Here is a 23,285-nt window from a genome sequence, read left to right as displayed (position 1 = left end):
TCTTCCTCGATTATACGATCCTACACCAATTTGCTATTAAATATCTTATTCTAGTATTTCACTATATTATAATACCTTCTATCATCAGGATTATGATCCCTCACTAAAGCAAAATAAAAACTAAACCATTCTAAGGGCACAAACATAATCATAGGTGCTAAATCGGCATGAAGTCCCATAGAAAAATCTTTATAATCAAAGACAATGCAGTCACCTTTATACCTTCGTACAAAATCTAATGCTCTTTCTGTAGTATGTCTTGATGCATCAGATCCCACTAGAAATATAAATGGCACATCTTCCTCTGTTATTTCAAGTGGCCCGTGCCTGAATTCGCCACTTTCAATGACTGACCCATGCCCCCACATAAATTCCATGTTTGTAATGATCCCTTCTTTATAAGCAAGTGACCTTAATGGACCTGCAGAAATTGTATAAAAGCCCTTCCAGTTTTTAGCTTTATTGGCTAATTCTATTGCCTTTTGTTCAAAGCTATCTATATGATGTCCAAGTACTTTTGAAATTTTAGGAATATCATTTAGAATTAATTCTATTTCGCTTTCCCATCCTGTTTTTTGTATATAATTGCAGGCTAATAAATATACTGCTAATAAATGACATTCCCACATTGCATGGGCATTATAATCTATACTCATCTTTGCTTGTTCCCCTAATGGATTGCCTTCCTTTTTGTCTACAATTCCAATTGTCAATGCTTCTAACTTATTAGCTATTTTAAGAGCCTCTACGATTTCTTCAGTTTTTCCAGAATGGGAGATTAAAACAACTGCAGCTTTCTTATTGACTGACTTTGGTGTATTATCTATGAATTCCCATCCAGTATATACATTAGTATCCATTTCACTATATTTATCAAATAGATATTTACCTGCATTACCTACTGCCATTGAACTACCGCATCCTACGAAATATATTTTCTTTATGCCATTCTTAATTATCTCATCAACAATTTCCATTATATTTTCGTTACTTTCATTTAAGAATTTATCCACTTCTCCTACCATACTTGATGTTACTAAAAAATCCACTTTGTTTTTATCTACATTTAACATTTTTTGTTCCTCCTTAAGTTATGTATTCAATCTATTTTTTCACCATGCACCGAAATATGTTATAGTTTTAGAAGCATATTCTGTTCCTATTTTTAAACATTCCTCAATACTATTATCTTTTAATATTCCATACATAAATCCAGCTATAAATGAATCTCCTGCTCCTAATGTATCTATAACCTTTGTTGGAATACTTGGGATATAGTACATTTTATTGCCGTCATAAGCAATACTACCATTTCTATTTAGTGTTGCAACAACAACTTTAGGTCCTTTGCTCTTTACTTTTTGTATGTAATCCCTAATGTACTCATCATGCCTCTGATAAGAAAAAAATGCATAGTCTACAAATGGCAAGGAGTCCTCAACTATTTGTGAATCTAACTTATCTGCATAATCAAAGGAAGTTATCATGCCACCAAACTTATGAAAATATTTATCTACCTTCCCCCAAATAGCTGAATGAATTAAGTCATGCTTTTGTATGTATGAAATATCTTCTTCACTTAAAGTAAATTCTTTAAAAACCCCTTCATCATACTCTCCTAATATTCTATCGTTATTAATTAATTCCACCTGTGTTATAGCTGTTCTGCCTTCCTTTCTATGAACTCTAGAAATATTTACACCCTGATTTTTCATTGAATCAATTATTATATCTCCATTATCATCATTTCCAACGACACCAACATAAGAAGAAGCTATCCCAAGCTTTTGCATATACACAGCAAAATTTACAGCATTTCCTCCTGGATACCCTTTATTGAGGATATTATAGAAATCTATACAATTATCTCCTACAGCAACCACCTTCATAGTCATTGTTCAACTCCCTCATTTAAACTGTTTTTCATTTTGTTTAGATATTGTAGCACACATCCAGCAAATACTGCAGAAGCTATAGGCAATATATCTTCATCAATATCAAAATAAGGGCTATGTAAAGGTTTATCTATACCTTTATGAGGATTATTTGTTCCAACTACAAAGAAAGCACCAGGTACCTTTTGCTGAAAATATGCAAAATCCTCTCCACCCATGGTTGGTTCTTGAATGTTTAGTACATTCTTCTCACCCAAAATACTTATACCAACCTCTTCAACAAGTTTTGTAATCTCTTCATCATTAATTACTGGTGAATAATCCTCATTATATTCCAAGCTATAACTTGCTCCATGGGCTTCTGTTATTCCTTTTATAATAGTCTCAATCATCTGGTGTATTTTTTTTCTTGACTCTTCTGTAGTTGTCCGAACAGTTCCCTCCATTATAACTTTATCTGGTATGACATTATGGGCTGCCCCTCCATGAAATTCACCAATGCTAATTACTGCTGGCTCAACAGGATTAATTCTTCTACTTATGATAGTCTGTAATGCCATATATATTTGACAAGAAACTGAGATAGGGTCTATACAAAAATGGGGTTCAGCCCCATGTCCGCCTTTTCCATAGACAGTAACTTTAAAATTATTAAGGGCTGCCATCATTGTCCCTGTTTTAATCCCTATTTTGCCCGATTCAATAGAAGGCCACACATGAGCTGCCAAAGCTATATCTACATCTGGATTTTTCAGAACTCCATCAGCAATCATTCTTTTGGCTCCACCATCGGTTTCTTCTGCCGGTTGAAATACAAACTTTACATTTCCATACAATTGATCTTTATATGATGCTAAAATCATTGCTGCACCTATGAGCCATGCTGTATGTGCATCATGACCACATGCATGCATTAGTCCATCATGTTTTGATTTGTATATATGCTGATTAAGTTCCATCATTTTCAAACAGTCCATATCTGCCCTTAATAATATAGTTTTTCCTGGATATCTTCCCTCCAATAGGCCTACTACACCTGTTATACCGACCTTTGTTTGCACTTTATAACCAAGTTGTCTTAATTTTTGTGCTACTATCTTTGATGTTCTTTCCTCCTGTAGCCCGACCTCTGGATATGCGTGGATATCTCTCCTTATTGAGATTAGCTCTTCCTTTAACTCTTCTGCTCTTTCTAATATTTTTTCTCTATCCATCAGATACTCCTTTCTCTTAGGTTACTTATATCTATGCTGACACAGAGCATTTTTTAACGATACTGGTATATACCAGTAGTTCCCTAAAAAATTCAGTTTATTAACACCTACCCTTTCACACTTCCAGAAGTCAGACCTCTAACAAACTGTTTTTGGAATACAATAAAAAGTATAATCATTGGTATTACAGAAATCGTTAGCCCAGCTAATAAGACCGTCCAATCTGTACTTAATGTACTTCTTAAGCTCATAAGTCCTATTGGAATAGTTTTATACTTACTGTCTTCTATAAATACTAAAGCGAACATGAACTCATTCCATACCTGCATGGCAGTCAGAAGGGATGCTGTAGAAATAATAGGTTTACTCATGGGCAATATAATCTGCCAAAATACTCCCCAACTGTTACATCCGTCAATATATGCTGCATCTTCTACTTCGCGTGGTAAATCTATAAGATAAGATCTTATTAGAAAAGTAGTGAAGGGTATTCTAAAGGCAACATAAGGTATAATTAATGCTAAGTATGTATTATAAATATTTAGTTTCTGTAGGAGTTTATAAAGAGAAATTAGACTTACCTGTGGTGATAACATTAAACCTCCAATTACAATAAGTAATATAATTTTTTCTCCTTTAAACCTAAACCTACTTAAGGCAAAAGCACAGCCTGCACTGATGATTACGGATAAAGCTACAGAAATCGATGTTACAAAAACACTATTGAAAAAATATCGACCCACCCCTACATCCCATGCAGTTTTATAATTTCCCCAAACCCATTCTTGTGGCAATGCCCATGTATTCAAAAATAACTCGGATTTTGTTTTGAATCCACTTATTACCATCCATAATAGCGGATATATTATACAAATTGCATAAGTAATAAACCATATGAAAATAAGACTTCTTGCTATCCTTGACATTGTTGATGTTTTATTCAACTCTATCCCCCCCCTATACTTCGTCTTTTTTATGTGAAATTTTTAATTCCAACAATGTCAATAAGAATGTAATGACAAATATAATTGTTGCAATTGCAGCTGCATATCCCATTTCGTCATTTCTGAAGCCCGACCGGTACATAAAGGATGAAAGAACCTCTGTAGATCGTCCTGGCCCTCCCCCTGTCATTACATAAACTTCATCAAATACCTTAAAACCTCCAATTATAGTTATGGTAACTGATACAATTATCATTTCTTTAACTTGAGGTACTGTAATGGTCCAAAATTTTTGTATACTATTTGCCCCGTCAATCATAGCAGATTCATATAGTTCTTGTGGTATTTTATGAATTCCTACTATGAATAACAGTACAATATATCCAGTATATTGCCATTGAGACATAACGATGACAGAAAAAATAGCTGTTTTACCATCTGCTAGCCAAGGATGGGCAAGGTTATCTAATCCGATAGCCCTAAGACCTTCATTTATAATTCCTATATTAGGATTATAGATAAGTTGCCACAATAGTCCTGCGACTGTTATGGAAATTATGGCTGGTATAAAGAATACTGTACGGAAAAAAGGTTGATACTTACGCAAAAATTTCTCTTCAAGTATTGCAGCAATAATTAAACCCAAACCTACTTGAAAAAAAATTGAGAAGGAGGCATAGAGTAAGTTGTTTTTTAGTGCAATATAAAATACAGGATCTTTGAATAGTCTTAAATAGTTATCTATACCTATAAATATTTTTTCCGAAGAAAAAGCGCTCCATCGAAACATACTGTAAATAAAATTTTGAAAAATAGGATAGTAAATAAATACTAGCATAAGTAGCAACGCTGGAAAAATAAAGAGAAAAGCAATCTTTTTATTATGGTACAAACCCATCCAATACTTACTCCCTTCATTAAGAGAGGGGGTTTCCCCTCTCTTCTAATATATCTCTTCTTTAACCTTTTTTGCTATTTCTTGAACCTCTTTCATGAGTGCCTCTGGTGTTTTCCTGCCATTTAGAACCTCTTGTAGCCCTGGTAAATATACATCAGAAATCTTTATATGTATATCTGTATCTAACCAAAGTGCCATATCATCAGCCTCTTCCAATGCCTTCATTCCTTTAATTAAATATGGCTCTGCATTGTTTTCATTAAGTGCTCCAATGACTGCACTAGGCCAGCCTAAGGTGGTTACTAACTTTTCCCCCATTTCCTGGCTTGTTAAAAATTTTAAGAACGCTATCGCTTCATCAGGATACTTAGTTTTTGACGAAATCATAAATCCATCTGGTGCGCCAGTAATATGGTTTTGATTTCCTTTCCCGTCTTCTATTGCTGGTAGTGGAAAGAATCCCCATTCATTGCCTTTAAAATCTTTATCAACTTCTCCAAACTCAATTAATTCTAAATACATCATAGCTGTTTCTCCACTATAGAACATTTCAATTGCCATATTGTGTTCTATAGAGTTAAATCCATTATTAAAATAACCTTTGTCTACTAAATCCTTCAAATATTCAATGGCTTCTATATATCCATAATGACTAAATTCTCCTCCTGCAGGGTCATAGTCCTTTTCACGTATATTTTCAGGTACTAGTTTTTGATTTAATCCTGTAATATAGTGACAACCAGCCCAAGGATAAATGTTGCCAAATGAAATAGGTGTTACCCCACTTTGTTTCAATTCTTCTAATACATACAGAAACTCATCCCAAGTTCTTGGTTCTGATAAATTATTCTTTTCAAAAATATCCTTATTGTAGACAAAGAACTTTGCATTTGTCCGTAATGGTACTCCATATATTTTGCCATCATAGGTAAATGGTTCTATTGCTGATCTTGTGATTCTATTTTTCCAGTCGGTATCCTTTTCAAAAGCTTCGGTCAAATCAAGAGAATTGTTGGATTGTATAAAGTTATTAGCAAATTCTCCACTCCACGAAAAGAAAATATCGGGCTGTGAGTTTGTTCCCATCATGACTCTTAGTTTGTCTTTTATAGCTTCATCCCCAACAGCTTCCATTTTCACTTTTATATTTGGATGATCTTTTTCAAATGCTGTTATCACCTCTTGGAAGTAAGCATTTGCTTCTGGTCTTGGCCATGAATGCAAGAATTTAATCTCTACTTTATCAGATGTTCCTGCTTGACCCTCAGCAATATTGTGTGCAGGTTCTTTACTCCCACATCCAACTAAAGAAGTTACTAATAGTAATACGATTAGACAAACTGTAAATGCTGCTCTACACATTTTCATTTCTTTCTCCCTCCTTAATTTTATATAAGATCCTATTGAAGGATCTCCACAGAAATACATACAAAGCCACCTAGCTCCTCTTTTGTCTTAACATATTTTGATGTTTTTTATAAAGGTTTCTGGTATATACCACTATGGTTAATTACTAATTCTATGTAAAATCTAATATTCCTTCTTTAACTGAATATTTTTTTCAATAATTTATTTGTATTAGTATAGTGGTATAATATTTGTCTTCAGCTACCATCAATAGTTTTTAAATTTCAAAATGTCAAAGATGAGCATAAATAGCATACAAGCAAAAAAAATCAGCATCAATAGCTGATTTTTTCACAAAAGGAAGTTTTCCATAATTAGAACTAATATTTTTATTATTTATGTTATTTCTGTATCCATACATAGATTTTATGTATTAGATGGATACCACAATTCTGTGTAAAACACAGAATTATCTCCTCTAGTTAAAGACTTGGTAAACTCAATTGGTTCGTCATCTATATTATAGGTAAGGGTTTCTAGTAAAAGAATTGGTTCCTTATATTCAACATTTAATATTTTGGCTTCATAACTATTTACTCTAGCTAGACTAAGGTTTTGCTCAGCATACTTTAATTTTAAATTATAATGATATTCTAAAACTTCATACAGAGATTCTTTTTCAAAATCATATTTTTCTAAGTTGGGGAATTTATTTTCAGGCAAATATGTATATTCTAATGCAATAGGTATCTTATTTCCATATCTAAGTCTTATAATTTCATAAACTTTCTCTCCAATATCCAACATTAGCTTAGTTGCGATAATTCTATTGGCCTCTCTAATCTCAATGGCTAGTAGTAGATTACTAGGTTCTATACCTTTTTCCTTTAGCATCTGAGAAAAGCCTGATAACTTTATTAAATCTCTTTCAATCTTTGGCTTTGCCACAAAGGTCCCTTTCCCTGGTTCTCTAAAGGCCCATCCTTCATCTACCAAAGCAGTTATAGCATTACGAGCAGTCATTCTGCTGACTTTATACTGCTTACTTAGTTCTCTTTCTGATGGCAGCTGTTGTTCGTATGAATAAATATTGGATTTAATTTTATTAAGTAATAGTTCTTTTATTTGTATATACATTGGGGCTGGATAGTGTTTATTCATTATATCACCGCGCTTTCTAAAAATGGAATCTTATAGTTATTACATTTATAACATAATAGATGTTTGCTATTACCTATATTTACAATCACTATATAATTATAAAACATTTTCACATATACATCAAATAAGTGTACTTGATGTATAAAATTTCAATTTGCCCCTCCTGCAAATCAAGCCAAATAATTTTTTTCAATAAGAAATCCACCAATAAAATAGGTGGATTTTTACGTTAAACTATTCTAGTCTAATATTTTTATCCTCTTTGGAATCCATATCTACAATTATAAACAAGTAGCTTATATCCTTAGTATTCCCTAAAGATGAATTACCTTGTATCTCAACCACACGTGTCCATTTGCTTCAATAGTTGAGGTAATTAATTGAAGTTTAGTAGGTAATTCATCTGCAGTTAGATCTTCTGAATCAAATAAACAAGGTGTTTCAAACCCTCCATATAATAGTGGTTTTAGTACAATATTTACTTCATCCACCATTCCAGCTCTTAGAAGGGCTCCGCTTAGTTTTCCGCCAGCTGAGGTCACTAGACAGCTAATATCTAACTTGTTTTTTAATTTTTTCATTGCATCTTTAAGGTCAACTTGTTTTTTTCCTGAGATTATATATGGAATTTTATTTTTCTGAAGAAAGTTGAGATATTCAGCCGGAGCTCCAGCAGACACTAGGTGAAGCATATACTTTCCACTACTTTCATCTCCTTTATAGCCACTCCTTAAACGTCCTCTACCATCGACAGCAACTAGCCAGCCTTTATGATTAGGTCTCTTTACAATCTCTTCTGGTAAAAAATCTTGATATAAATAACTCTTATCTCCTTTAAAGGTTGGAAGTTCTTTAAGAGGCTCACCTTCCTTTACGATGGAATTACTTCCTAACATATCAGCTTGGGGATTATATATGAAGTTTATTTTGTTTTCAACTTCCTTCCATATTTCAGTTCCTCCCAGGGTTTGTGTTCGAGAATCATCCATCTCCTCCCACATTGTGATGTTAGAACTAATGGCGATTCTCCCATCTGCAGAAGTCATCACCATTACTACAATATACGGTCTATCCATTTAACTCCCTCCTAGTTCCTTAATTTAATTAAAGTATACTAGATAATATAGAGGGTGGTGTATAAGTGGAGGGTTATATATTTTTCTCCTTTGCTTCCTGAATTAAAAATAAGATTTCTTCTGCTCCTTTTGTTGCATCTTCTAGTCCTTTGATCCACCGATCCCCTACACATACCCAAGACTGGTATTCTTCGTATTTGGGCGTGTTTAACGAGTTAATTACCTCTTCGATATTTCCCTTATCATATTGATTTAGACTTTGCAGTATTGACGAAATGCTGTATTTTGCTTGCCTAAGCATATAGATTATTCTTAGTCGTTCTATTTGAGAAACACTATATGCACGACTATTGTTACTTCCAACCCTTGGAACCTTAATAAGTCCATTTCTATCCCAGTTTCGAAGTGTTTCTTCCGTTACACCTATTAGTTGAGCGGTCTCTTTTCTTGTATGTATTTTCCCAGTTGAATGGATCTCATCTTTGTGTGTCCATTTTTCTAATATATTGGCGGTTTCCATTGCTGATAAATAATCCTTATTGATCATCTGCAAGTATAGGTGAGTAAATTCAATTGCATTATCTAAATCCCATGTAGCTACTAATTCAATTACTTTTAAGGATGCAGCTCTTATTTCTCTCCCCAGCCAACCATAATCAAAAATACACCTAATAATCTTAATTTGACAAAGGTGACGTTCATTATATATCCTATAACCATTTTCTCCTCTTGGTACTGGTGATAGAAAACCCATTTTTTCATACAGCCTAACTGTATTAGGGTGTATGTTGCCTTGCCGAGCAAGGTCTATTGTTTTGTATTGAGGCATACAATCATCCCTCTCCTGGTCTCTCTAATTACATCTATTGCTTAAACACCTTACTACTAATTAATAGTTATCAGTTATAAAATGCTGTTACTAAAAAGTTCTGTAATAAACATATTTTCTAATTTTCTAAAATAGCTCCATTATCCATATTTGAAGACATCTATATAAATAACATTTCTTTATTACCTCACCATAATTATACCATATTTGCAGAGAAACAATGTACTTGCCCCCCTTGACCCATATGGATAAAATTAATTTGTTTTCCATATAACTCATTTGGTTCTTTAACATTCAAAATCTACTATTTAATTAAATAAAATTCAAAGTCTTATGCCCATAATTTAATTATTATGTAAATCACTATTGAAATTGTAAAATCACCATGGTATAATTATAAATCATAATGTATATTTATTCGCAAATGTGCATAAACACTTATTACAAATTTGTAGAGTTTAACAAATATAAGGAGGTATACTGAAATGAAAGGATACTTGTTATTAAGGGATGGAAGCATATTCTTTGGTGAAACTGTTAGTAAAGAGAATATTTTTGGAAATATGCGTATTGATGAAAAGGGATTAATTAAAGTTGAGTGCCCAGCAACAGGGAAGTTTGGAATAGTTGGAAGTACATCACTTAATGAGAATGATAGTATGATGCTGTCTAATACAGATTTTCAGATTCTTAAGCTTAAAATTGGAAATAAAGCTCTAGAAGGAAAAATCGTTGCAGATAATTTACCCATAGACTTTCATGTATACGATATAAAAACCTATATACCGACGATATAAATGATAATAGGTGTAGTTTTTACTACACCTCAGACTGTTGAAAACCATCCATCTTCCTCGTTGCTGCAAAAAACCAGCACCCTTACGTATTACACGCTGCGTTGGCTGGTTTTTTTTGCGCCTCGAATCTGAATAATTTTGAACAGTCTGGATATTGTTGACTTTTTCAACAACCTCGCTAAATATATTGAAATCCCTTACAAATATGCATTAGACTGTTAGATACCTAATGTCTTTAGAAAAACCTCCATTATTTCCTCGTAATCGTCTAATGCAATAGTATGAGGAATATCTTTTTCCTCGCCCAAGTAGTTTCTTAATCCACCTTCTTTCAAAAAGACATATTGAATTGGTGCAACCACTTGAATAGCAAGATATTTGATCTCTTTTTCTAATAAATCTGGCTTTATTTCTTTTAACAGACCCACAATTGTTTTTGGTGTACTGAAACGATTACTAAGCATCTCATCTCTAATAAGTACACTTGTATACTTTTGGTACTTACATACCACCATAGCCATAGCCTTCAAAAATGTCCTCAGTTGCTGCTTTGGAGAGTCGTTAAGATTTGACAATGTCTGAAAAGCTTCAGTAGCAGCGTCATCGACTATTGAAGAAATGGCTGCCACAATCAAGTTCCATTTACTACCAAAATGATAATTAATCAAACCAGTAGATATATGTGCTTCGTATGCAATCTGTCTAATAGTTAACTCTTCAATTTCAAACCCGTCATCAAGCAGGGCTATGACCGATCTAATTAATTGTTCTTTTATTTCTGACATATAACCTCCTTAAAACCCGTTGCTAAAAAAACGCTTTATAGCTTCGGAAATTTCATCATGATGGCTAAAAAACATATGTCCACCTTCTTTAAAAGAGAGCAAAATAGAATTTGGAATCTTTTCATGGGTGTATTCAGCATAATAAAAGGGCTGTAGTGTATCATCTTCAGCATGGACCACCAATGTTGGAGCTTTTATCTCCCAAATTGGATAATCTTCAGGTGACAATTCTATAAATTGAACATTTGCATTGAAAATCCCTTTTTTTCTCAAGGAAATAGGATTCATAATTTCAAAAAACTCTCTAGCCATCTCTATTTCATCTACGGTCATTTTTTCTTGAACTTCTTTAGATACCCCCAATACATTCAACAGATCTGATTGGATATACTCTGTAATCATCCAGAAAAGAAAATCATTATCAAATATCCTTCCAAAAACTACTGACTGAACAGTTGTTAACTTTGGTGGGGTTTTACTTTTTGCACACATCATGGTAAGTGATTTCACACGTTCAGGATACTTTATGCTGAATTTCAAGCCAGATGGCCCCCCATCAGATACAGCTACCACATGAACTTCGTTTATTCCCAATTTATCGAGTAAACCCCTATACAGAGCCGCTTGATTATCCGGGGTAGGATCTTCTGGCAATGGGGTGTTTAGATATCCGAATCTAGACACTGCAATTACCATGCAATCCTTTGGCAGTAATCTGTCTGCCAGCAGCAAACCTTGGTCATATCCACCTCCAGCCCCATGTATCATTAAAACAGGATCTCCTTTACCAGAGATTGAATATTCAATAATTCCCTGATCGGTTTCAACTACGACACTTTTTGAGTTAACTTTCTCAATCTGATCCAATTTCACTTTTGAAAATCGTTTATACTGAATCCCAAGAAAAAGAACAGCTATACTTATTAATAGAAAAACCATGACCACTGCTATTTTTTTTATGGTACTCTTATTTATTGTATTCATTTTCATTTTCCTCCCTTGAACGTGTTCAATTGTTATAAGTATAACTTGGAAAATGAACAAAATCAATCAATGTAAGTTCAAATCGAATCCATTGAAAATACTACAGTATAATCAATTGTTCAATACATTCTAAAACTCGTTCTTCAAAAGGACTTTGACTAGTTAATCGTTTTTTTGACTAGCTATCCATTAGCAGTATTTTCAAAAATAAGCAATCTCAAAGCTATACTAGCCTACTTTATCCAATGGACAATTTCTCCATGGCTTGTTTTACATTCGATACGAATAATATATCATTTCCTTTATTACTCTCATATATGAAATCCTTCAAGCTCTTACTCGAATAGGCAGAAAAATCTCCGACTATTGCAATTTTCATCTTATAACTGACAAACTTCTGTAAAATTTCCCCTGCAATTCCTGTCCTTAAATTGAAAAAGTCCTTACATATGGCTGATTCATTTAAAATTACTCGATCACATCCTACTTCATAGTATATTGTCGCCATAACATCTAATGCCGATTGAACATCAGTTATAAGTATATCTTTACTATTTATTACAGCAATCTCTATATCATTTTCTTTAATGGTTGTTATTTCCATAACTGCCCTCCAATACATAACTAACACTATAATTTAAATAGACTTAGCAAGTCGAAATCCAAGGTCGTCGATGGCGAAAGTTGGGTGACTCCGCCTACGATTCGTAGCTAGACAACCCCTAGCAGGATCACACCAACCTCCCCCGCGAAACACTCTATAGGATCCGTATACCTGCTGATCATATACATCCCAACACCACTCCCAGACATTTCCTAACATGTCATATAGCCCCCATGCATTTGGTTCCTTTTTCCCTACTTCATGGGTTTTGCCACCTGAGTTTTCTTTATACCAAGCAATATTATCAATATCTCCGTATCTAACTCCTAATGTACCAGCTCGACAAGCATACTCCCACTCTGCTTCCGTAGGGAGACGATAGCCGTCAGATTCCAAATCACAGATGACATCTTCACCATTACTACCTATAGCATAGTATTCCTTTAATCCTGCTTTCTGCGAAAGCAAGTTACAGAAAACAATTGCTTCCTTCCATGAAATGTTCTCAACTGGGTTTCGATTTCCTTTGAAAGAAAAAGGTGCTTTTTGTGTAATGGCAAAATACAAATCCTGTGTTACAGGATATTTAGCAAGAAAAAAAGGTTTTATTTCCACCTTCCATTTATGCTTTATTCTATCGTCCCTTAATACTATCTCACCGGCTGAAATTTTAATCAAAATATCATCGACACGGCTTTTTATTATATTAGACACTCTTTAGCTACCTCCTAATTTATACAGGTACTATAAACCTCTGTCTTCTTAATCTACTATCATTGAAATTGTACTTAGCATATTTTCTATAAATTCTATACTCCCCCATAGAATCACTCTTACTCTTTTATCCTTCTCATCAAATTTTACATTTATTGTTGATTTACTTATCTCGGGGTCTTTGCAATTGGCTACAGCAATAAGTGTATTTGATACTCTCATATACTGGTCTTTTTCGATTTCATTAATGTCTATCACAGTTGAAACATTTACCCGTCGTTGTATTGTTTCTTTCTCATTGCCTACAGTAGAGTAATCAATATTTAATTCTTCTTCTATCTCTTCATTGCAAATATTATCATTGTTTTTTTCCATAAAGACACTTAAATCATGTCCTGAAATTCTCCATTGTTTTCCAACTTTGCTTGCTCCAAGCTTACCTTCCGTTATGAATTTTCTTATAGTTTTATGATGCATTCCCAACAGTGCCGCTATTTGATCTATAGTATAAAATTTATGCTCCATTACATTTTCATCCTTTCTTTATTACTCTATAACCAAATTATATTGAATTTTTGCTAAACCGTCAATATTTTTATTGTATTTTGTTTAACTTCATTGTATTTTGTTTAACTTTATTGTGCCTTTCTATAAAAAAATGCACCTCCACATTGGGGTGCACTTCACTATTTAGGTTTTTTATATGGTTTTAATCTTCTGAATCGATTATGTCTTTGAAGGATTCCTTAATCATTTCATCGGTTACTTCTCTATCTTCAACCTTTAACCCCTTATCCATTCAAGCCATTCACTATTTAATTCATCCATTTCTTTGCCTAAAACTTTGTATATAACCTGGTGAAGTTTTTCTTGACTCTCCTTTTCACCTGCAACTTCAGAATTATTATTATAGGGGTATTCTCCTAAGCCTGCTACTATCTCTTTCACCTTATCATGACCATACTCCTCAACCATAAATTTAACTATCATACCAGAGGCATAATAAAACTGGCTTATTATAAACTGATCAGTAGCCTCATAGAGATTTGTTTCCTCTAATTTTGTAATGGATACGGCAAGAGAATTTCTATCAAAGAAGCCGCTTTCAATGGGATCACCGGAATTGCTGAAATCTGCATAATATACAGCCAGGCCTTCGGCAAACCAACTACAAATATTCCTTTTACTAATTTCCACTGTTATTCTATGGACCAATTCATGCTCTAGAATATGCTGATAGGGTCTTGTGGCAACCTCTCCGAAATACAATCGAATAGATGAAGGATAGTCATACCATCCACCTATCTGCCAGGCCAAGGATGGAGCGGCAAATTGTCTTAGAGACTCCCTATCATCGAATAGTTTTATTTCTGTTATTGAATCAGGTTCTTCTCCATATATTTCAGTTATTTTTGTATAGGCATCCTCAGCATTTTTTGCTAATCTCTGGACTCTTTTTTCATCGGCATTTAAATACTTTACAATAAAATTTTCCGTTTCCATTATTTTAAAATTAAGGTCAGAATCCTTCCACCCATCATCTGTTTTATAAAACAATGCATTATACTGGAGTTCATAGCTAGTACCATTATGATTATATGTTTGTAATAGTTTTACAATTGCGGTTTCATCATCTATCAAGCTTATATCTTCAATTTTTAATAAGTAGTCTTCTATATCATTCTCTATAACGTCCTTAATCCACATCATCTGTTCATAGTAATATACTTCATTATTGGTATTCAGCGTTGTAATATATTTTTCTTCATTGTTGTCCTTAATAGCCTGCTGTTTTGTATTGATAACCTTTGTAATCTGTCTTTCATAATTCGGTCGAGAACTACATGAAGTTAAGATTAGAACTGATAAAATTATAAGAGTTAGCAATTTCAGTCGTCTTTTCAAAATATCATCCCTTCCTAGTAAAATATTTAAAAGTACTTGCGCTAAACTATACTGTGCATTGTAATTAAAATTATTATAGATTTTATTCACTATAATCTTAAATACTCCTGCAATGCATTGTAGTACTTTTTTTATATATAACTATTTTTTAGGAATGGATATATGATAAAACTATTGGAAAACAACGCAATTAATTCATTTTTTGAAAAACTTGGAAAATATTAAATTATCGTAATACACTCCCTCTATGTAATAAAAGTCCTTCAATCTGCCCTCCATCACAAAACCGTTTTTTTCCAGTACTCCAACAGAGCCTGGATTCCCTGATATTACACGGGCATGTAGCTTTCTAAGATTCAGGATATCGAATGAGAAATTTGTCATTAATGTAACTGCTTCAGTACCATAACCCTTACCCCAATAGTCATTATGAAAAACATAGCCAACCTCAGCATGTTTTGCTCCATGATCAAAATTAAAAATCATAGCTGTGCCAATTACTATATCAGATTCTTTATGAACAATAGAGGCATATAAATGTGTATCCGCTTCTTCACGTCTCAGCATCTCTTCAATATATGCTTGGGTGTCATTTATTGTTTGTTTTAATTGCCAGCCAATAAATCTAGAAACATCCTCATTTGAAGCATAGCTATGTACCTCTTTAGTATCCTTTGTTGAAAGCTGCTTAAAATATATGTCTTTGCCCTGCAATTCGTGAAACATACTTTTATTCATTTTGTTTCCCCCTCGATTTCTTAAGTTTTACTTCAACTATGTTAATAGAATAGCAGATGTGGTGTAACTTTCGATAAAAATTACCCCCAATCGTATTTTGATTATTATACGAATTTAGGGGTATTCTAGTTTTTCTAATTTATTGTATATTTGGTGTTTACTTCTTTATTTAAATGAAATCTGAATATCATACAGTAATACTATAGTCATAAAATCATTTGGATAATCATCATATAGCTGCTGTAATAGTTTTAAATTAGCATCTGATTTATTTGCTATTTTCCACATTTCATCATATGCTTCAGATTGATATTTGTATATAAGTGAAGCCAAGTAGCTATCAATTGAATAAACATCGGCTAGATCTTCTTTTACTTTTTCCATGTAAAAATTTTTATCATGATTTTGACCATTTTGGCCATTACTGAAATCGATTCTCTCATTAAGCCATTGTTCATGAATAGCTAGCAGCATTTCTTGATATTCTCTTTGGAGTTGTTCCTTTTCTTCACATAACTTTTCATATTCTTTTAAAATTTTATCTAGATGTTCCAGTTCTTCTTGTTTCTTTAAAGCAGCATTATATTCTTCAACTGAAGAATAACCATTTTCTTGAGCTTTTTTTAAATCTTCATTTTCTATCTCTGCCACTTTCTCCGAAACATTATCAGCTATGCTATCTACCTTAGCTTCAATAGCTTTAAAATCACTGTTTATATCATCTATTTCGGTCTTTAATTCCTTAAATGTTGAAATAAATTTGCTATCATTACCTTTTCCTTCAGTCATAACATCGAAGGAATAATAGTCTAATTCTTCTGTAGCTGTTTTAAGCAGTTCTAGTATATTATTAGCTTTAACAATTGTTTGTTTATTTTCTATGGTTTTTACATTTAAAAAGCTTACACTTCTATTATTTTTTTCAACTTTTTTAATTAACTCAGCTGCATTTTTCTTCTCTTTAATAAGTCCATGAGCTTCTTCTAGCATAGCATAGGAGGAGTTAATAACATCCAAATTTTCTTTTAATTTCTTAAAGAAAGTATCTTCTGTCTGATTAAGTGAACTGGTGATAACTTCTCCGGTTTGGGTTATTACATAGTAATTATATGCTTTACCAAAGGCTTCAATAAATATATTTGATTCTTCTTCAATATTATTTAAAACTTCATTAGCAGATTTACTATCATTGGTGGCTATGTATAAATCATAGGTATCAAGGTAATTCACAATTTTTTTTAGGCTTCTAAAGCTATTTACCAGATACTCCTTACTATATTGGTATTTACTCTCCGTTGTAAGATTAGATGCTTCTGTTGTCATTGTGTTGATTTTAGTCATAAGACTGTAGCATTTACCTGAAATGCTTTCCCCAGAAGAATCTGAAATACTTCTCTTTAAGATTCTAAATTCATTATAATAGGTCATCAATATCTGAGTATAATCCATATACAGCTTATTATATTTTTCTTCCTGCGATAAAAGCTCCCACTCAGCACGTGCTTTTTCTGCCTCGGCCGCTTCCACATTCATAATAGCTTCATTCCACAATGCCTTATCAATTTCCACTTCAGCATTACTCTCCTGTGCATATGAAGTAGAGAACAGTGTAAGCATACATGAAATTACAATAAATACTACTAATTTTTTTGACTTTACCTTCATTTTTATCACCTCATATTTTAATATATAATATCTTATAAATCTATATTTTGATTTTTAATAACTAATTCTCCTCCCCTGCTAAGCCTTTCTCATCCTTATGGATGACTTATATAAATATGTGAGATTCTATCATAATAATCGCTTAGTTTTACAATAGTTACATTAGTGGGAAATTCTACATTTTCTGTTTCCTCACTGGTATATTTAATCCACATTCCATAACCATACGCTTTGTCTGGTCCAACTTCAATAATTTTAGGTATTTCATTGTTTATTATAAAATACGCATACCTCTCTTTACCTAAATCAATATTACCACTAGAGCTTATTGTCTCTTTATGATCATTATTTATGACCGATCCTCTTATTCTTTTATCTACTTTGTTTATTTCATCCTGAACTTCTTTCGGAGCATTTTCAAAGGTAATTATCTCATAACTTATTTCATTATTTTCTTCTCTATTGCAACCTACCAAAAATAAACTGCTACAAACAACTAACATAATGCCTAAAATGATATATTTACTCTTCATAATATCACTCCTGTTCATTATATGTGTAATTTATATCACTCTACACAAACCCATAGAAACCCTTTCAAGCTTTATATGGTTAACTGATGCTAAGCTTAATAGTCCTAATAGAATGTTATGTATCATGTGAAGGTTAATATTAAAACTAAAAGTTAAAGCTGGCTTTTTTTAGTTTGGACATTTAATTCAATAATTTTCTTTTTCAAATTTATTATTTTTATAAAACGAGGAACGACGCTAATAATACACATAAAAATTGTTCCCATAATATAAGGCAAATACACAGGAGAACTTAATACAGCTTTATAATTACCACCTTCAAAACCAAATATCACAGCAAGAATAAAAAAATACAAAATAAAAAATAAAAATATTGTGCCCTTAGTTTCTTTAATATCTTTCTCAAATTTTATAATGTCTTGGTTTTTTTCATTCATTTTACTCTCCTTTTAAACTCCAACCTCTACAAATTATGTATATTGATTAATTTCTGATATAAAATTCGTTTTGGGTATTCTTTTCTAGTGGTATTTGAAACCATATTTTTAAATTTTACTACAATGATAATTTTACTGTATCACAGCTTGAAATATTTTACAATTTTTTTAGTTTATTATTTACATTAATTTTTTGATAATAGATAGATTAAGCAGGCTTTTTCTTAGCTATAAAAAAAACACCTCTTTATAATATATTTTATAAAGAGGTGTTTTTAATTGGACTTCTTTTAATCTAACTTATTTTAAACCTACAATTACTGTAGGTTTAAAATAAAGTTTGATAAAAATTATCACTAAGATGCTTGAAATCTTTTTTTGTATTGAAGGTAGTTTAGCATAATAATATAGGGATTACACGACGGTAATATATCTCTCATATTCCGCTGAATACAATAGAAAAATCTCATATTTTCTTTTGTTGAAGAAAATTGAGATTTATTGAAGTACAAGATCCAAAATTTTAATAAAACCAAATGAAATCCTCGCTTTTTTTCAAATATTTGTTGAAAATATTGTATCATAATGTGACTTTCATTAAAACAATTATTTTTAGATTTAGTTCAGCAGAATATGAGATATCTATCGCTTACCAAATATGGACGTCTCAAAAACAGCGCGGACACAAGAAAGCAGAAAAAGTTCTATATGCTATTAAATATTCTTATACTTCTTCAAAATCCTTAAACTCATTTCCTACAGTAAACGTTATTTCTCCTTTATCTCCATAACCTTTCCAAAAAGTTGATTTTTCAAAACTACTGGGAGTAAACCCCCATTCAAACTTCTTTAGACACTTTTCTATAGTAGACTCATCATTATCTATCATTGCAGCCATTAAAAAGTAATCATTTTTTCCAATGTTATTTAAATTAACTTCCTTATAAAATATGTCTATCCACTCTACTAGCAAAATTTGTGCAATACTCTATATAGTCTTTAAATTCTAAAAACATACTCCACCTCTTTTTCCTAATAATTCTACTAGATATTTAGTTATTAGTATCCTATTTAAAATCTGATTGTACCTTCAGTGAGAACACTACCTAACTCTGATACCTACTAAAAAACATAAAATTATAAAATCGACTCTCCATTTCTACTAGTTTTTAGATACTTTAAATAATTACTATTAGCCATCGTAGGTGAACTATTAGCATAGCAATATATACACTGATTGCTACAAGTATCATATTGTCCTATATCTTTACTCACTATGCATCCACAAGACTCACGTTGACCTTTATCCTTTAACTTTTTACTTTTATCAACGTTATTATCCATCATACTTTCAAAAATAGGTTTATTATTACTATCTACTAGATCAAACAGGGTAATTTCCTCAAATTGTGAATTTTTACTATAGTAATCATAACCTAAAAAGCGCATCAGTTCTTTGTCTTGAGAAAATACTTTAATCATTAAATCATCATCTATACATTTATTCCTTTTAATATTGTATGTACTTAAATCAATTCCTTCTGAGCAAGTTGCTATATCCAATCCCCAATTTTTATTTATTTCGTTCAATCCTTTTGCCACTGCTTCCATCGTTTCAGGATTAAACTCTTTGTAATTGATATTGTGTTGTTTTAAATTTTTCTGTACCTTTTGATAGGTAGAAATATCTGCAAAACTTATTACAATTTTATTTGTATAGTCTGAAATCTGATTTCCCACCTTCAATATCTTATCCAATAAACCTTCCACAGTAATTTTATCAGTCATTATTAAAGGATCAAATCTCCAAATCACTTTATCTTTCCCTATCTTTTCTGACAGCCTCTTAAATGTATCGATTCTTTTATCAAGTTTTCTTACTCTTATCTCAAATCCTTCTTCTTCATAGTCATTTACTGTGAATGAAAAATAATAACTGATTCCTTTGTTATCAATCTCTTTAAGGTGTGGAATTATAGGTTGAGCATCTTTGGTCCAGAATACAATTACACGAGTCTTATCAAAAGAAATATACTGTGGTCTTCTATTAAAGGGATTTACCCACTTAACATATCCTTCCCGCAACCTATTAATGAACCATTCAGAATAAAATGCAGGTATATCAGTAGACCGGCTTGCAGAGATAATAATAGGTGCAACCCCTTTTATTCTCCCTTCATTTGTATCAATATCTATTGTATCCCACTTATTTGAGGCCATTGAAAACACTCCTAATCTAAATTTTTAGGTCGTCTTTATTTATCTTAAAGAAAACGCATCATATACAGTATCATTAGTAACATTAAAGTCTTTATAGTGGTATGAACCATTGATACAATATCTTCCGGGAGCAATTTGATAGCGTTCTTGATTATCTATTCGCTCCATTACTTTGTCCACATAATCAGTATGAGCCAAAACCTTATATGTGATTTTGGATATATCTTTATGATTCATTCTATGGTTTATAGTAAAAATCTTTTGATGAAAACACTCTGAATTATCCTGACATTCTTCATGCCAATGGTAGCAGCAAATTGGAATTAAACAGCCGCATTATCTCACTAAACCCCCGTGATGAAAATATCCACCTCCATAATCCCGGCCTTGTCCTCATCTTTTCCATAGTAAAAAGGGAAATAAATAAAATCAATCTTAGTTTTGGCTTTCTTCTCTAATAACTCGTCCACATAATCCCCTATTTTAGATAGCCAGAATAATCCCCCATCTTCTTCAGTTCCATACCTTAATGCTAATAATGCTATACTATTATTTGTAACCTCAGTGTTATCAACAAACTCTCTTATGTTTTTAAAATATTCATCTTCAGTGTTGAACTGGAAATACTTATGTTTTATATTAGGTTGTCTAAAAACATATATTAGGTGTCCTTCCATCTCTATACCTATTGGATCATCAAATGTTTCACTTACTGACTCTGGTACCCACTCTCCTATTCCATGAGGTGCAGTATAAACCTTGCTTTCTTTTTAAAATATTAGATCTCCTTCTAGTGTTGCAAATACAAAGATATTACCATTTAAATCATACTCAACTTGCAGACTATCCGATTCCTCCAAAAGGTATAATTTTACTGAGCATAAGACTTCCAGAACAACCTCTAGTAACTATTTTATATTAAATCTTCTCTTCATTTCTTCCATTGCATTAATTACCTTTGTCAAGTCACTCACACCTAATCGATCTGGCTCAATCATATAATGAGGCGGATTTGTATGCATTTCCAAATGCCCTTTATACTCCATTAAAATATAAATCACTGGTTTGTAATTTCCATTTTTAGATCAACTTACATTGCCACATCTAATAACATATTTAGTCGTGGGGCTATGCATAGACTGAACTTTTATTTCATCAAATACTTCTCCATAAACATTAACACTTAAACTATTCATGAGTTCAACACCCTCTCTTAACTTTATAAATACATTCTATAGTCTATTTTGTAAAAGAGCAAAGTCTGAGAGGACTTATATCTCCTATGTCTTTCTTATAAAGATCCTATATAAAGCATACATTTATCTTGTATTATCTTAATTTTTTAACATTTAACATAGATCCTTTTTTCCTACAATTTTTTTAATTTATTAAACTCCTCAAGGGTTCTCTTGATACGTTTCTACGAGTCCTTCAAGTCATTTTATTATCTGGTCTCCCTCATAATGCCCTAGTTTATCATTAATATATTTTAAATTGTCTAAGTCACAAATAACAATTCCTGCTTGAACATCTCTTCCTTCATCTAGTTCTTTTATTCTTTCTTCAAAATATGTTCTATTATAGAGCCCTGTTAGGGTGTCATGATAACTTAAATACCACAACTTTTCTTCCAACTGTTTTCTTTCGTGTATATTTCTACATATTCCATCAATTCTTCGCAGTTCCCCATACTCATCATAAATAGGAATACATTGATCTTCGAACCAAATATATTCTCCACTTGTTTTATGCTTATACCTCGTAATAAAACTCTGATTACTATCTATATCTATTTCGCCTCTTATCTTACTCACTTGAACATCATAATAATCAGGATGTACAACATCACATGCAAGGAATGGATTTTTCTTGTTCTCATCCAGACTGTAGCCCAAACATTTTTCAATGGCCGGGCTTAAGTAAATATAGTTGGGCTCAGGTTTTAAATCAAAAGAGTATATAATATCATCTGACTTCTCAAATATCTGTAATACTCTATTTAATTTTTCTTGTCTTAAAATATACTTAGTAACATCAAACATAGAGAAAATTATGGTACATGAATTATTATCTTGCTGTAGACTACACTCCACATCCATATATACCACTTCCCCCCTTGAATTATTCAAAGGGAGGTAGTTCATTTTTTCACTCTAATAATGGTAACCTGTCATTCATAGGATTTTTAACCCCTTAGATACATGGTTTTGCGCCCTTATCTTTCAATAAGTTTGCCATTTACATTACTTTATATGGTTGAAAATTTCATTTAATATAGGTATTATGTACTATTCAAGAGTATTCAACATTTCCCCACTATATCCTTCTAATAGTTTGTAAAATTTTGTATTGCCAAGCCAACTCTATTATCACTAGAAACTAAATAATCCATTAGATACCTATAAAATTTAACTTCCTTAAGATTAATAAAAGCCATACAATTTCCACCATTGTAAGGCTTTTGCTTTTATACAATTTTTTTATTATTCTACTGCCTTTCCAACTCAAATGTAATTCCAGCAACATTCCATGTCATATT

25 protein-coding genes and 1 riboswitch are annotated in these 23,285 nt (G+C 32.2%); of the genes, 1 reads left to right on the top strand and 24 read right to left on the bottom strand.

All coding sequences use genetic code 11. The features are described from left to right. Nucleotides 1-50 precede the first annotated feature (50 nt). The 9 genes from BLP68_RS17950 to BLP68_RS17910 all read right to left on the bottom strand — a co-directional run bounded on the left by BLP68_RS17950 (nt 51) and on the right by BLP68_RS17910 (nt 9,364). Nucleotides 51-1,073 carry an SIS domain-containing protein gene (locus BLP68_RS17950; RefSeq protein ID WP_091546597.1) on the bottom strand — a complete coding sequence of 341 codons (1,023 nt, stop codon included), beginning with the start codon at nt 1,071-1,073 and terminating at the stop codon, nt 51-53. A gap of 39 nt (nt 1,074-1,112) precedes the next feature. Continuing rightward, nucleotides 1,113-1,895 carry a fructoselysine 6-kinase gene (gene frlD / locus BLP68_RS17945; protein WP_207647941.1) on the bottom strand — a complete coding sequence of 261 codons (783 nt, stop codon included), beginning with the start codon at nt 1,893-1,895 and terminating at the stop codon, nt 1,113-1,115. Next, nucleotides 1,892-3,109 (bottom strand): M20 metallopeptidase family protein, encoded by a 1,218-nt coding sequence (locus BLP68_RS17940; protein ID WP_091546595.1) that lies wholly within the window; start codon nt 3,107-3,109, stop codon nt 1,892-1,894. The genes frlD and BLP68_RS17940 overlap by 4 nt, the downstream gene beginning before the upstream one ends. A 107-nt stretch (nt 3,110-3,216) precedes the next feature. Then, nucleotides 3,217-4,053, bottom strand: a complete 837-nt coding sequence (locus BLP68_RS17935) for a carbohydrate ABC transporter permease (RefSeq protein ID WP_207647940.1) — start codon at nt 4,051-4,053, stop codon at nt 3,217-3,219. A 13-nt stretch (nt 4,054-4,066) separates the two neighbouring features. Beyond that, on the bottom strand, nt 4,067-4,951 hold the full coding sequence (locus tag BLP68_RS17930; RefSeq protein ID WP_091546592.1) for a carbohydrate ABC transporter permease: 885 nt from the start codon (nt 4,949-4,951) through the stop codon (nt 4,067-4,069). A gap of 45 nt (nt 4,952-4,996) precedes the next feature. Then, entirely contained in the window at nt 4,997-6,319 is a 1,323-nt protein-coding gene (locus tag BLP68_RS17925; protein WP_176759099.1) for an ABC transporter substrate-binding protein, read from the bottom strand. A 405-nt stretch (nt 6,320-6,724) separates the two neighbouring features. Beyond that, complete coding sequence (locus tag BLP68_RS17920) at nt 6,725-7,459, bottom strand: GntR family transcriptional regulator (protein ID WP_091546587.1); 735 nt, start codon at nt 7,457-7,459, stop codon at nt 6,725-6,727. A 314-nt stretch (nt 7,460-7,773) separates the two neighbouring features. After that, nucleotides 7,774-8,535 carry a dihydrofolate reductase family protein gene (locus tag BLP68_RS17915; protein WP_091546584.1) on the bottom strand — a complete coding sequence of 254 codons (762 nt, stop codon included), beginning with the start codon at nt 8,533-8,535 and terminating at the stop codon, nt 7,774-7,776. Between the two features lie 73 nt (nt 8,536-8,608). Then, a complete protein-coding gene (locus tag BLP68_RS17910) occupies nt 8,609-9,364 on the bottom strand; it encodes a MerR family transcriptional regulator (RefSeq protein WP_091546582.1) in 756 nt (251 codons plus the stop codon). Between the two features lie 485 nt (nt 9,365-9,849). On the opposite strand from BLP68_RS17910, the gene BLP68_RS17905 reads away from it, so the two are divergent. Beyond that, nucleotides 9,850-10,161, top strand: coding sequence for a hypothetical protein (locus BLP68_RS17905; protein ID WP_091546579.1), 312 nt, complete (start codon nt 9,850-9,852; stop codon nt 10,159-10,161). Nucleotides 10,162-10,379: 218 nt separating this feature from the next. On the opposite strand, the gene BLP68_RS17900 is transcribed toward BLP68_RS17905, so the two are convergent. The 15 genes from BLP68_RS17900 to BLP68_RS17835 all read right to left on the bottom strand — a co-directional run bounded on the left by BLP68_RS17900 (nt 10,380) and on the right by BLP68_RS17835 (nt 22,845). Then, nucleotides 10,380-10,946, bottom strand: a complete 567-nt coding sequence (locus BLP68_RS17900) for a TetR/AcrR family transcriptional regulator (RefSeq protein ID WP_091546577.1) — start codon at nt 10,944-10,946, stop codon at nt 10,380-10,382. 9 nt (nt 10,947-10,955) lie between these two features. After that, the gene (locus BLP68_RS17895) at nt 10,956-11,930 is read right to left on the bottom strand and encodes an alpha/beta fold hydrolase (protein ID WP_176759098.1); all 975 of its coding nucleotides are present in this window, start codon (nt 11,928-11,930) and stop codon (nt 10,956-10,958) included. A 238-nt stretch (nt 11,931-12,168) separates the two neighbouring features. Beyond that, nucleotides 12,169-12,534, bottom strand: a complete 366-nt coding sequence (locus tag BLP68_RS17890) for a DUF4180 domain-containing protein (protein WP_091546570.1) — start codon at nt 12,532-12,534, stop codon at nt 12,169-12,171. A 33-nt stretch (nt 12,535-12,567) separates the two neighbouring features. Beyond that, on the bottom strand, nt 12,568-13,248 hold the full coding sequence (locus tag BLP68_RS17885; protein ID WP_091546569.1) for a formylglycine-generating enzyme family protein: 681 nt from the start codon (nt 13,246-13,248) through the stop codon (nt 12,568-12,570). Nucleotides 13,249-13,296: 48 nt separating this feature from the next. Beyond that, complete coding sequence (locus BLP68_RS17880; protein WP_091546565.1) at nt 13,297-13,773, bottom strand: helix-turn-helix domain-containing protein; 477 nt, start codon at nt 13,771-13,773, stop codon at nt 13,297-13,299. 258 nt (nt 13,774-14,031) lie between these two features. Next, nucleotides 14,032-15,153 carry a gluzincin family metallopeptidase gene (locus tag BLP68_RS17875; protein ID WP_143003121.1) on the bottom strand — a complete coding sequence of 374 codons (1,122 nt, stop codon included), beginning with the start codon at nt 15,151-15,153 and terminating at the stop codon, nt 14,032-14,034. 195 nt (nt 15,154-15,348) lie between these two features. Continuing rightward, the gene (locus tag BLP68_RS17870; RefSeq protein ID WP_091546560.1) at nt 15,349-15,891 is read right to left on the bottom strand and encodes a GNAT family N-acetyltransferase; all 543 of its coding nucleotides are present in this window, start codon (nt 15,889-15,891) and stop codon (nt 15,349-15,351) included. A gap of 165 nt (nt 15,892-16,056) precedes the next feature. Further along, nucleotides 16,057-17,556 (bottom strand): hypothetical protein, encoded by a 1,500-nt coding sequence (locus tag BLP68_RS17865; RefSeq protein ID WP_091546558.1) that lies wholly within the window; start codon nt 17,554-17,556, stop codon nt 16,057-16,059. Between the two features lie 95 nt (nt 17,557-17,651). Then, nucleotides 17,652-18,089 carry a hypothetical protein gene (locus BLP68_RS17860; protein WP_091546557.1) on the bottom strand — a complete coding sequence of 146 codons (438 nt, stop codon included), beginning with the start codon at nt 18,087-18,089 and terminating at the stop codon, nt 17,652-17,654. Between the two features lie 152 nt (nt 18,090-18,241). After that, on the bottom strand, nt 18,242-18,526 hold the full coding sequence (locus tag BLP68_RS17855) for a hypothetical protein (RefSeq protein ID WP_091546554.1): 285 nt from the start codon (nt 18,524-18,526) through the stop codon (nt 18,242-18,244). A gap of 724 nt (nt 18,527-19,250) precedes the next feature. Further along, nucleotides 19,251-19,499, bottom strand: a complete 249-nt coding sequence (locus BLP68_RS17850; RefSeq protein ID WP_091546551.1) for a hypothetical protein — start codon at nt 19,497-19,499, stop codon at nt 19,251-19,253. 164 nt (nt 19,500-19,663) lie between these two features. Continuing rightward, nucleotides 19,664-20,746 (bottom strand): DUF1848 domain-containing protein, encoded by a 1,083-nt coding sequence (locus BLP68_RS17845; RefSeq protein WP_091546548.1) that lies wholly within the window; start codon nt 20,744-20,746, stop codon nt 19,664-19,666. Between the two features lie 39 nt (nt 20,747-20,785). Continuing rightward, on the bottom strand, nt 20,786-20,914 hold the full coding sequence (locus BLP68_RS22290; RefSeq protein WP_278278251.1) for a hypothetical protein: 129 nt from the start codon (nt 20,912-20,914) through the stop codon (nt 20,786-20,788). Between the two features lie 176 nt (nt 20,915-21,090). After that, entirely contained in the window at nt 21,091-21,423 is a 333-nt protein-coding gene (locus tag BLP68_RS17840) for a hypothetical protein (RefSeq protein WP_091546545.1), read from the bottom strand. 759 nt (nt 21,424-22,182) lie between these two features. Further along, nucleotides 22,183-22,845, bottom strand: coding sequence for a sensor domain-containing diguanylate cyclase (locus BLP68_RS17835; RefSeq protein WP_176759097.1), 663 nt, complete (start codon nt 22,843-22,845; stop codon nt 22,183-22,185). Between the two features lie 59 nt (nt 22,846-22,904). Continuing rightward, nucleotides 22,905-22,992, bottom strand: a riboswitch (cyclic di-GMP riboswitch). Between the last annotated feature and the right edge of the window lie 293 nt (nt 22,993-23,285).

The organism is Alkaliphilus peptidifermentans DSM 18978 (genome assembly GCF_900101495.1).
In the GTDB taxonomy this organism is placed as follows: domain Bacteria; phylum Bacillota; class Clostridia; order Peptostreptococcales; family Natronincolaceae; genus Alkaliphilus_C; species Alkaliphilus_C peptidifermentans.
Note: the sequence above shows the minus strand (reverse complement) of the source record. Positions and strands in the feature narration are given on the sequence as shown.

What these genes read in the sequence shown, in the direction of transcription:
- BLP68_RS17900 (WP_091546577.1), bottom strand. Translation starts at nt 10,946, where the DNA reads ATGTCAGAAATAAAAGAACAATTAATTAGATCGGTCATAGCCCTGCTT.
- BLP68_RS17905 (WP_091546579.1), top strand. Translation starts at nt 9,850, where the DNA reads ATGAAAGGATACTTGTTATTAAGGGATGGAAGCATATTCTTTGGTGAA.
- BLP68_RS17880 (WP_091546565.1), bottom strand. Translation starts at nt 13,773, where the DNA reads ATGGAGCATAAATTTTATACTATAGATCAAATAGCGGCACTGTTGGGA.
- BLP68_RS17930 (WP_091546592.1), bottom strand. Translation starts at nt 4,951, where the DNA reads ATGGGTTTGTACCATAATAAAAAGATTGCTTTTCTCTTTATTTTTCCA.
- BLP68_RS17870 (WP_091546560.1), bottom strand. Translation starts at nt 15,891, where the DNA reads ATGAATAAAAGTATGTTTCACGAATTGCAGGGCAAAGACATATATTTT.
- BLP68_RS17860 (WP_091546557.1), bottom strand. Translation starts at nt 18,089, where the DNA reads ATGAAGAGTAAATATATCATTTTAGGCATTATGTTAGTTGTTTGTAGC.
- BLP68_RS17950 (WP_091546597.1), bottom strand. Translation starts at nt 1,073, where the DNA reads ATGTTAAATGTAGATAAAAACAAAGTGGATTTTTTAGTAACATCAAGT.
- BLP68_RS17895 (WP_176759098.1), bottom strand. Translation starts at nt 11,930, where the DNA reads ATGAATACAATAAATAAGAGTACCATAAAAAAAATAGCAGTGGTCATG.
- BLP68_RS17890 (WP_091546570.1), bottom strand. Translation starts at nt 12,534, where the DNA reads ATGGAAATAACAACCATTAAAGAAAATGATATAGAGATTGCTGTAATA.
- frlD (WP_207647941.1), bottom strand. Translation starts at nt 1,895, where the DNA reads ATGACTATGAAGGTGGTTGCTGTAGGAGATAATTGTATAGATTTCTAT.
- BLP68_RS22290 (WP_278278251.1), bottom strand. Translation starts at nt 20,914, where the DNA reads ATGGAGCGAATAGATAATCAAGAACGCTATCAAATTGCTCCCGGAAGA.
- BLP68_RS17835 (WP_176759097.1), bottom strand. Translation starts at nt 22,845, where the DNA reads ATGGATGTGGAGTGTAGTCTACAGCAAGATAATAATTCATGTACCATA.
- BLP68_RS17845 (WP_091546548.1), bottom strand. Translation starts at nt 20,746, where the DNA reads ATGGCCTCAAATAAGTGGGATACAATAGATATTGATACAAATGAAGGG.
- BLP68_RS17840 (WP_091546545.1), bottom strand. Translation starts at nt 21,423, where the DNA reads ATGGAAGGACACCTAATATATGTTTTTAGACAACCTAATATAAAACAT.
- BLP68_RS17910 (WP_091546582.1), bottom strand. Translation starts at nt 9,364, where the DNA reads ATGCCTCAATACAAAACAATAGACCTTGCTCGGCAAGGCAACATACAC.
- BLP68_RS17940 (WP_091546595.1), bottom strand. Translation starts at nt 3,109, where the DNA reads ATGGATAGAGAAAAAATATTAGAAAGAGCAGAAGAGTTAAAGGAAGAG.
- BLP68_RS17915 (WP_091546584.1), bottom strand. Translation starts at nt 8,535, where the DNA reads ATGGATAGACCGTATATTGTAGTAATGGTGATGACTTCTGCAGATGGG.
- BLP68_RS17865 (WP_091546558.1), bottom strand. Translation starts at nt 17,556, where the DNA reads ATGAAGGTAAAGTCAAAAAAATTAGTAGTATTTATTGTAATTTCATGT.
- BLP68_RS17920 (WP_091546587.1), bottom strand. Translation starts at nt 7,459, where the DNA reads ATGAATAAACACTATCCAGCCCCAATGTATATACAAATAAAAGAACTA.
- BLP68_RS17855 (WP_091546554.1), bottom strand. Translation starts at nt 18,526, where the DNA reads ATGAATGAAAAAAACCAAGACATTATAAAATTTGAGAAAGATATTAAA.
- BLP68_RS17925 (WP_176759099.1), bottom strand. Translation starts at nt 6,319, where the DNA reads ATGAAAATGTGTAGAGCAGCATTTACAGTTTGTCTAATCGTATTACTA.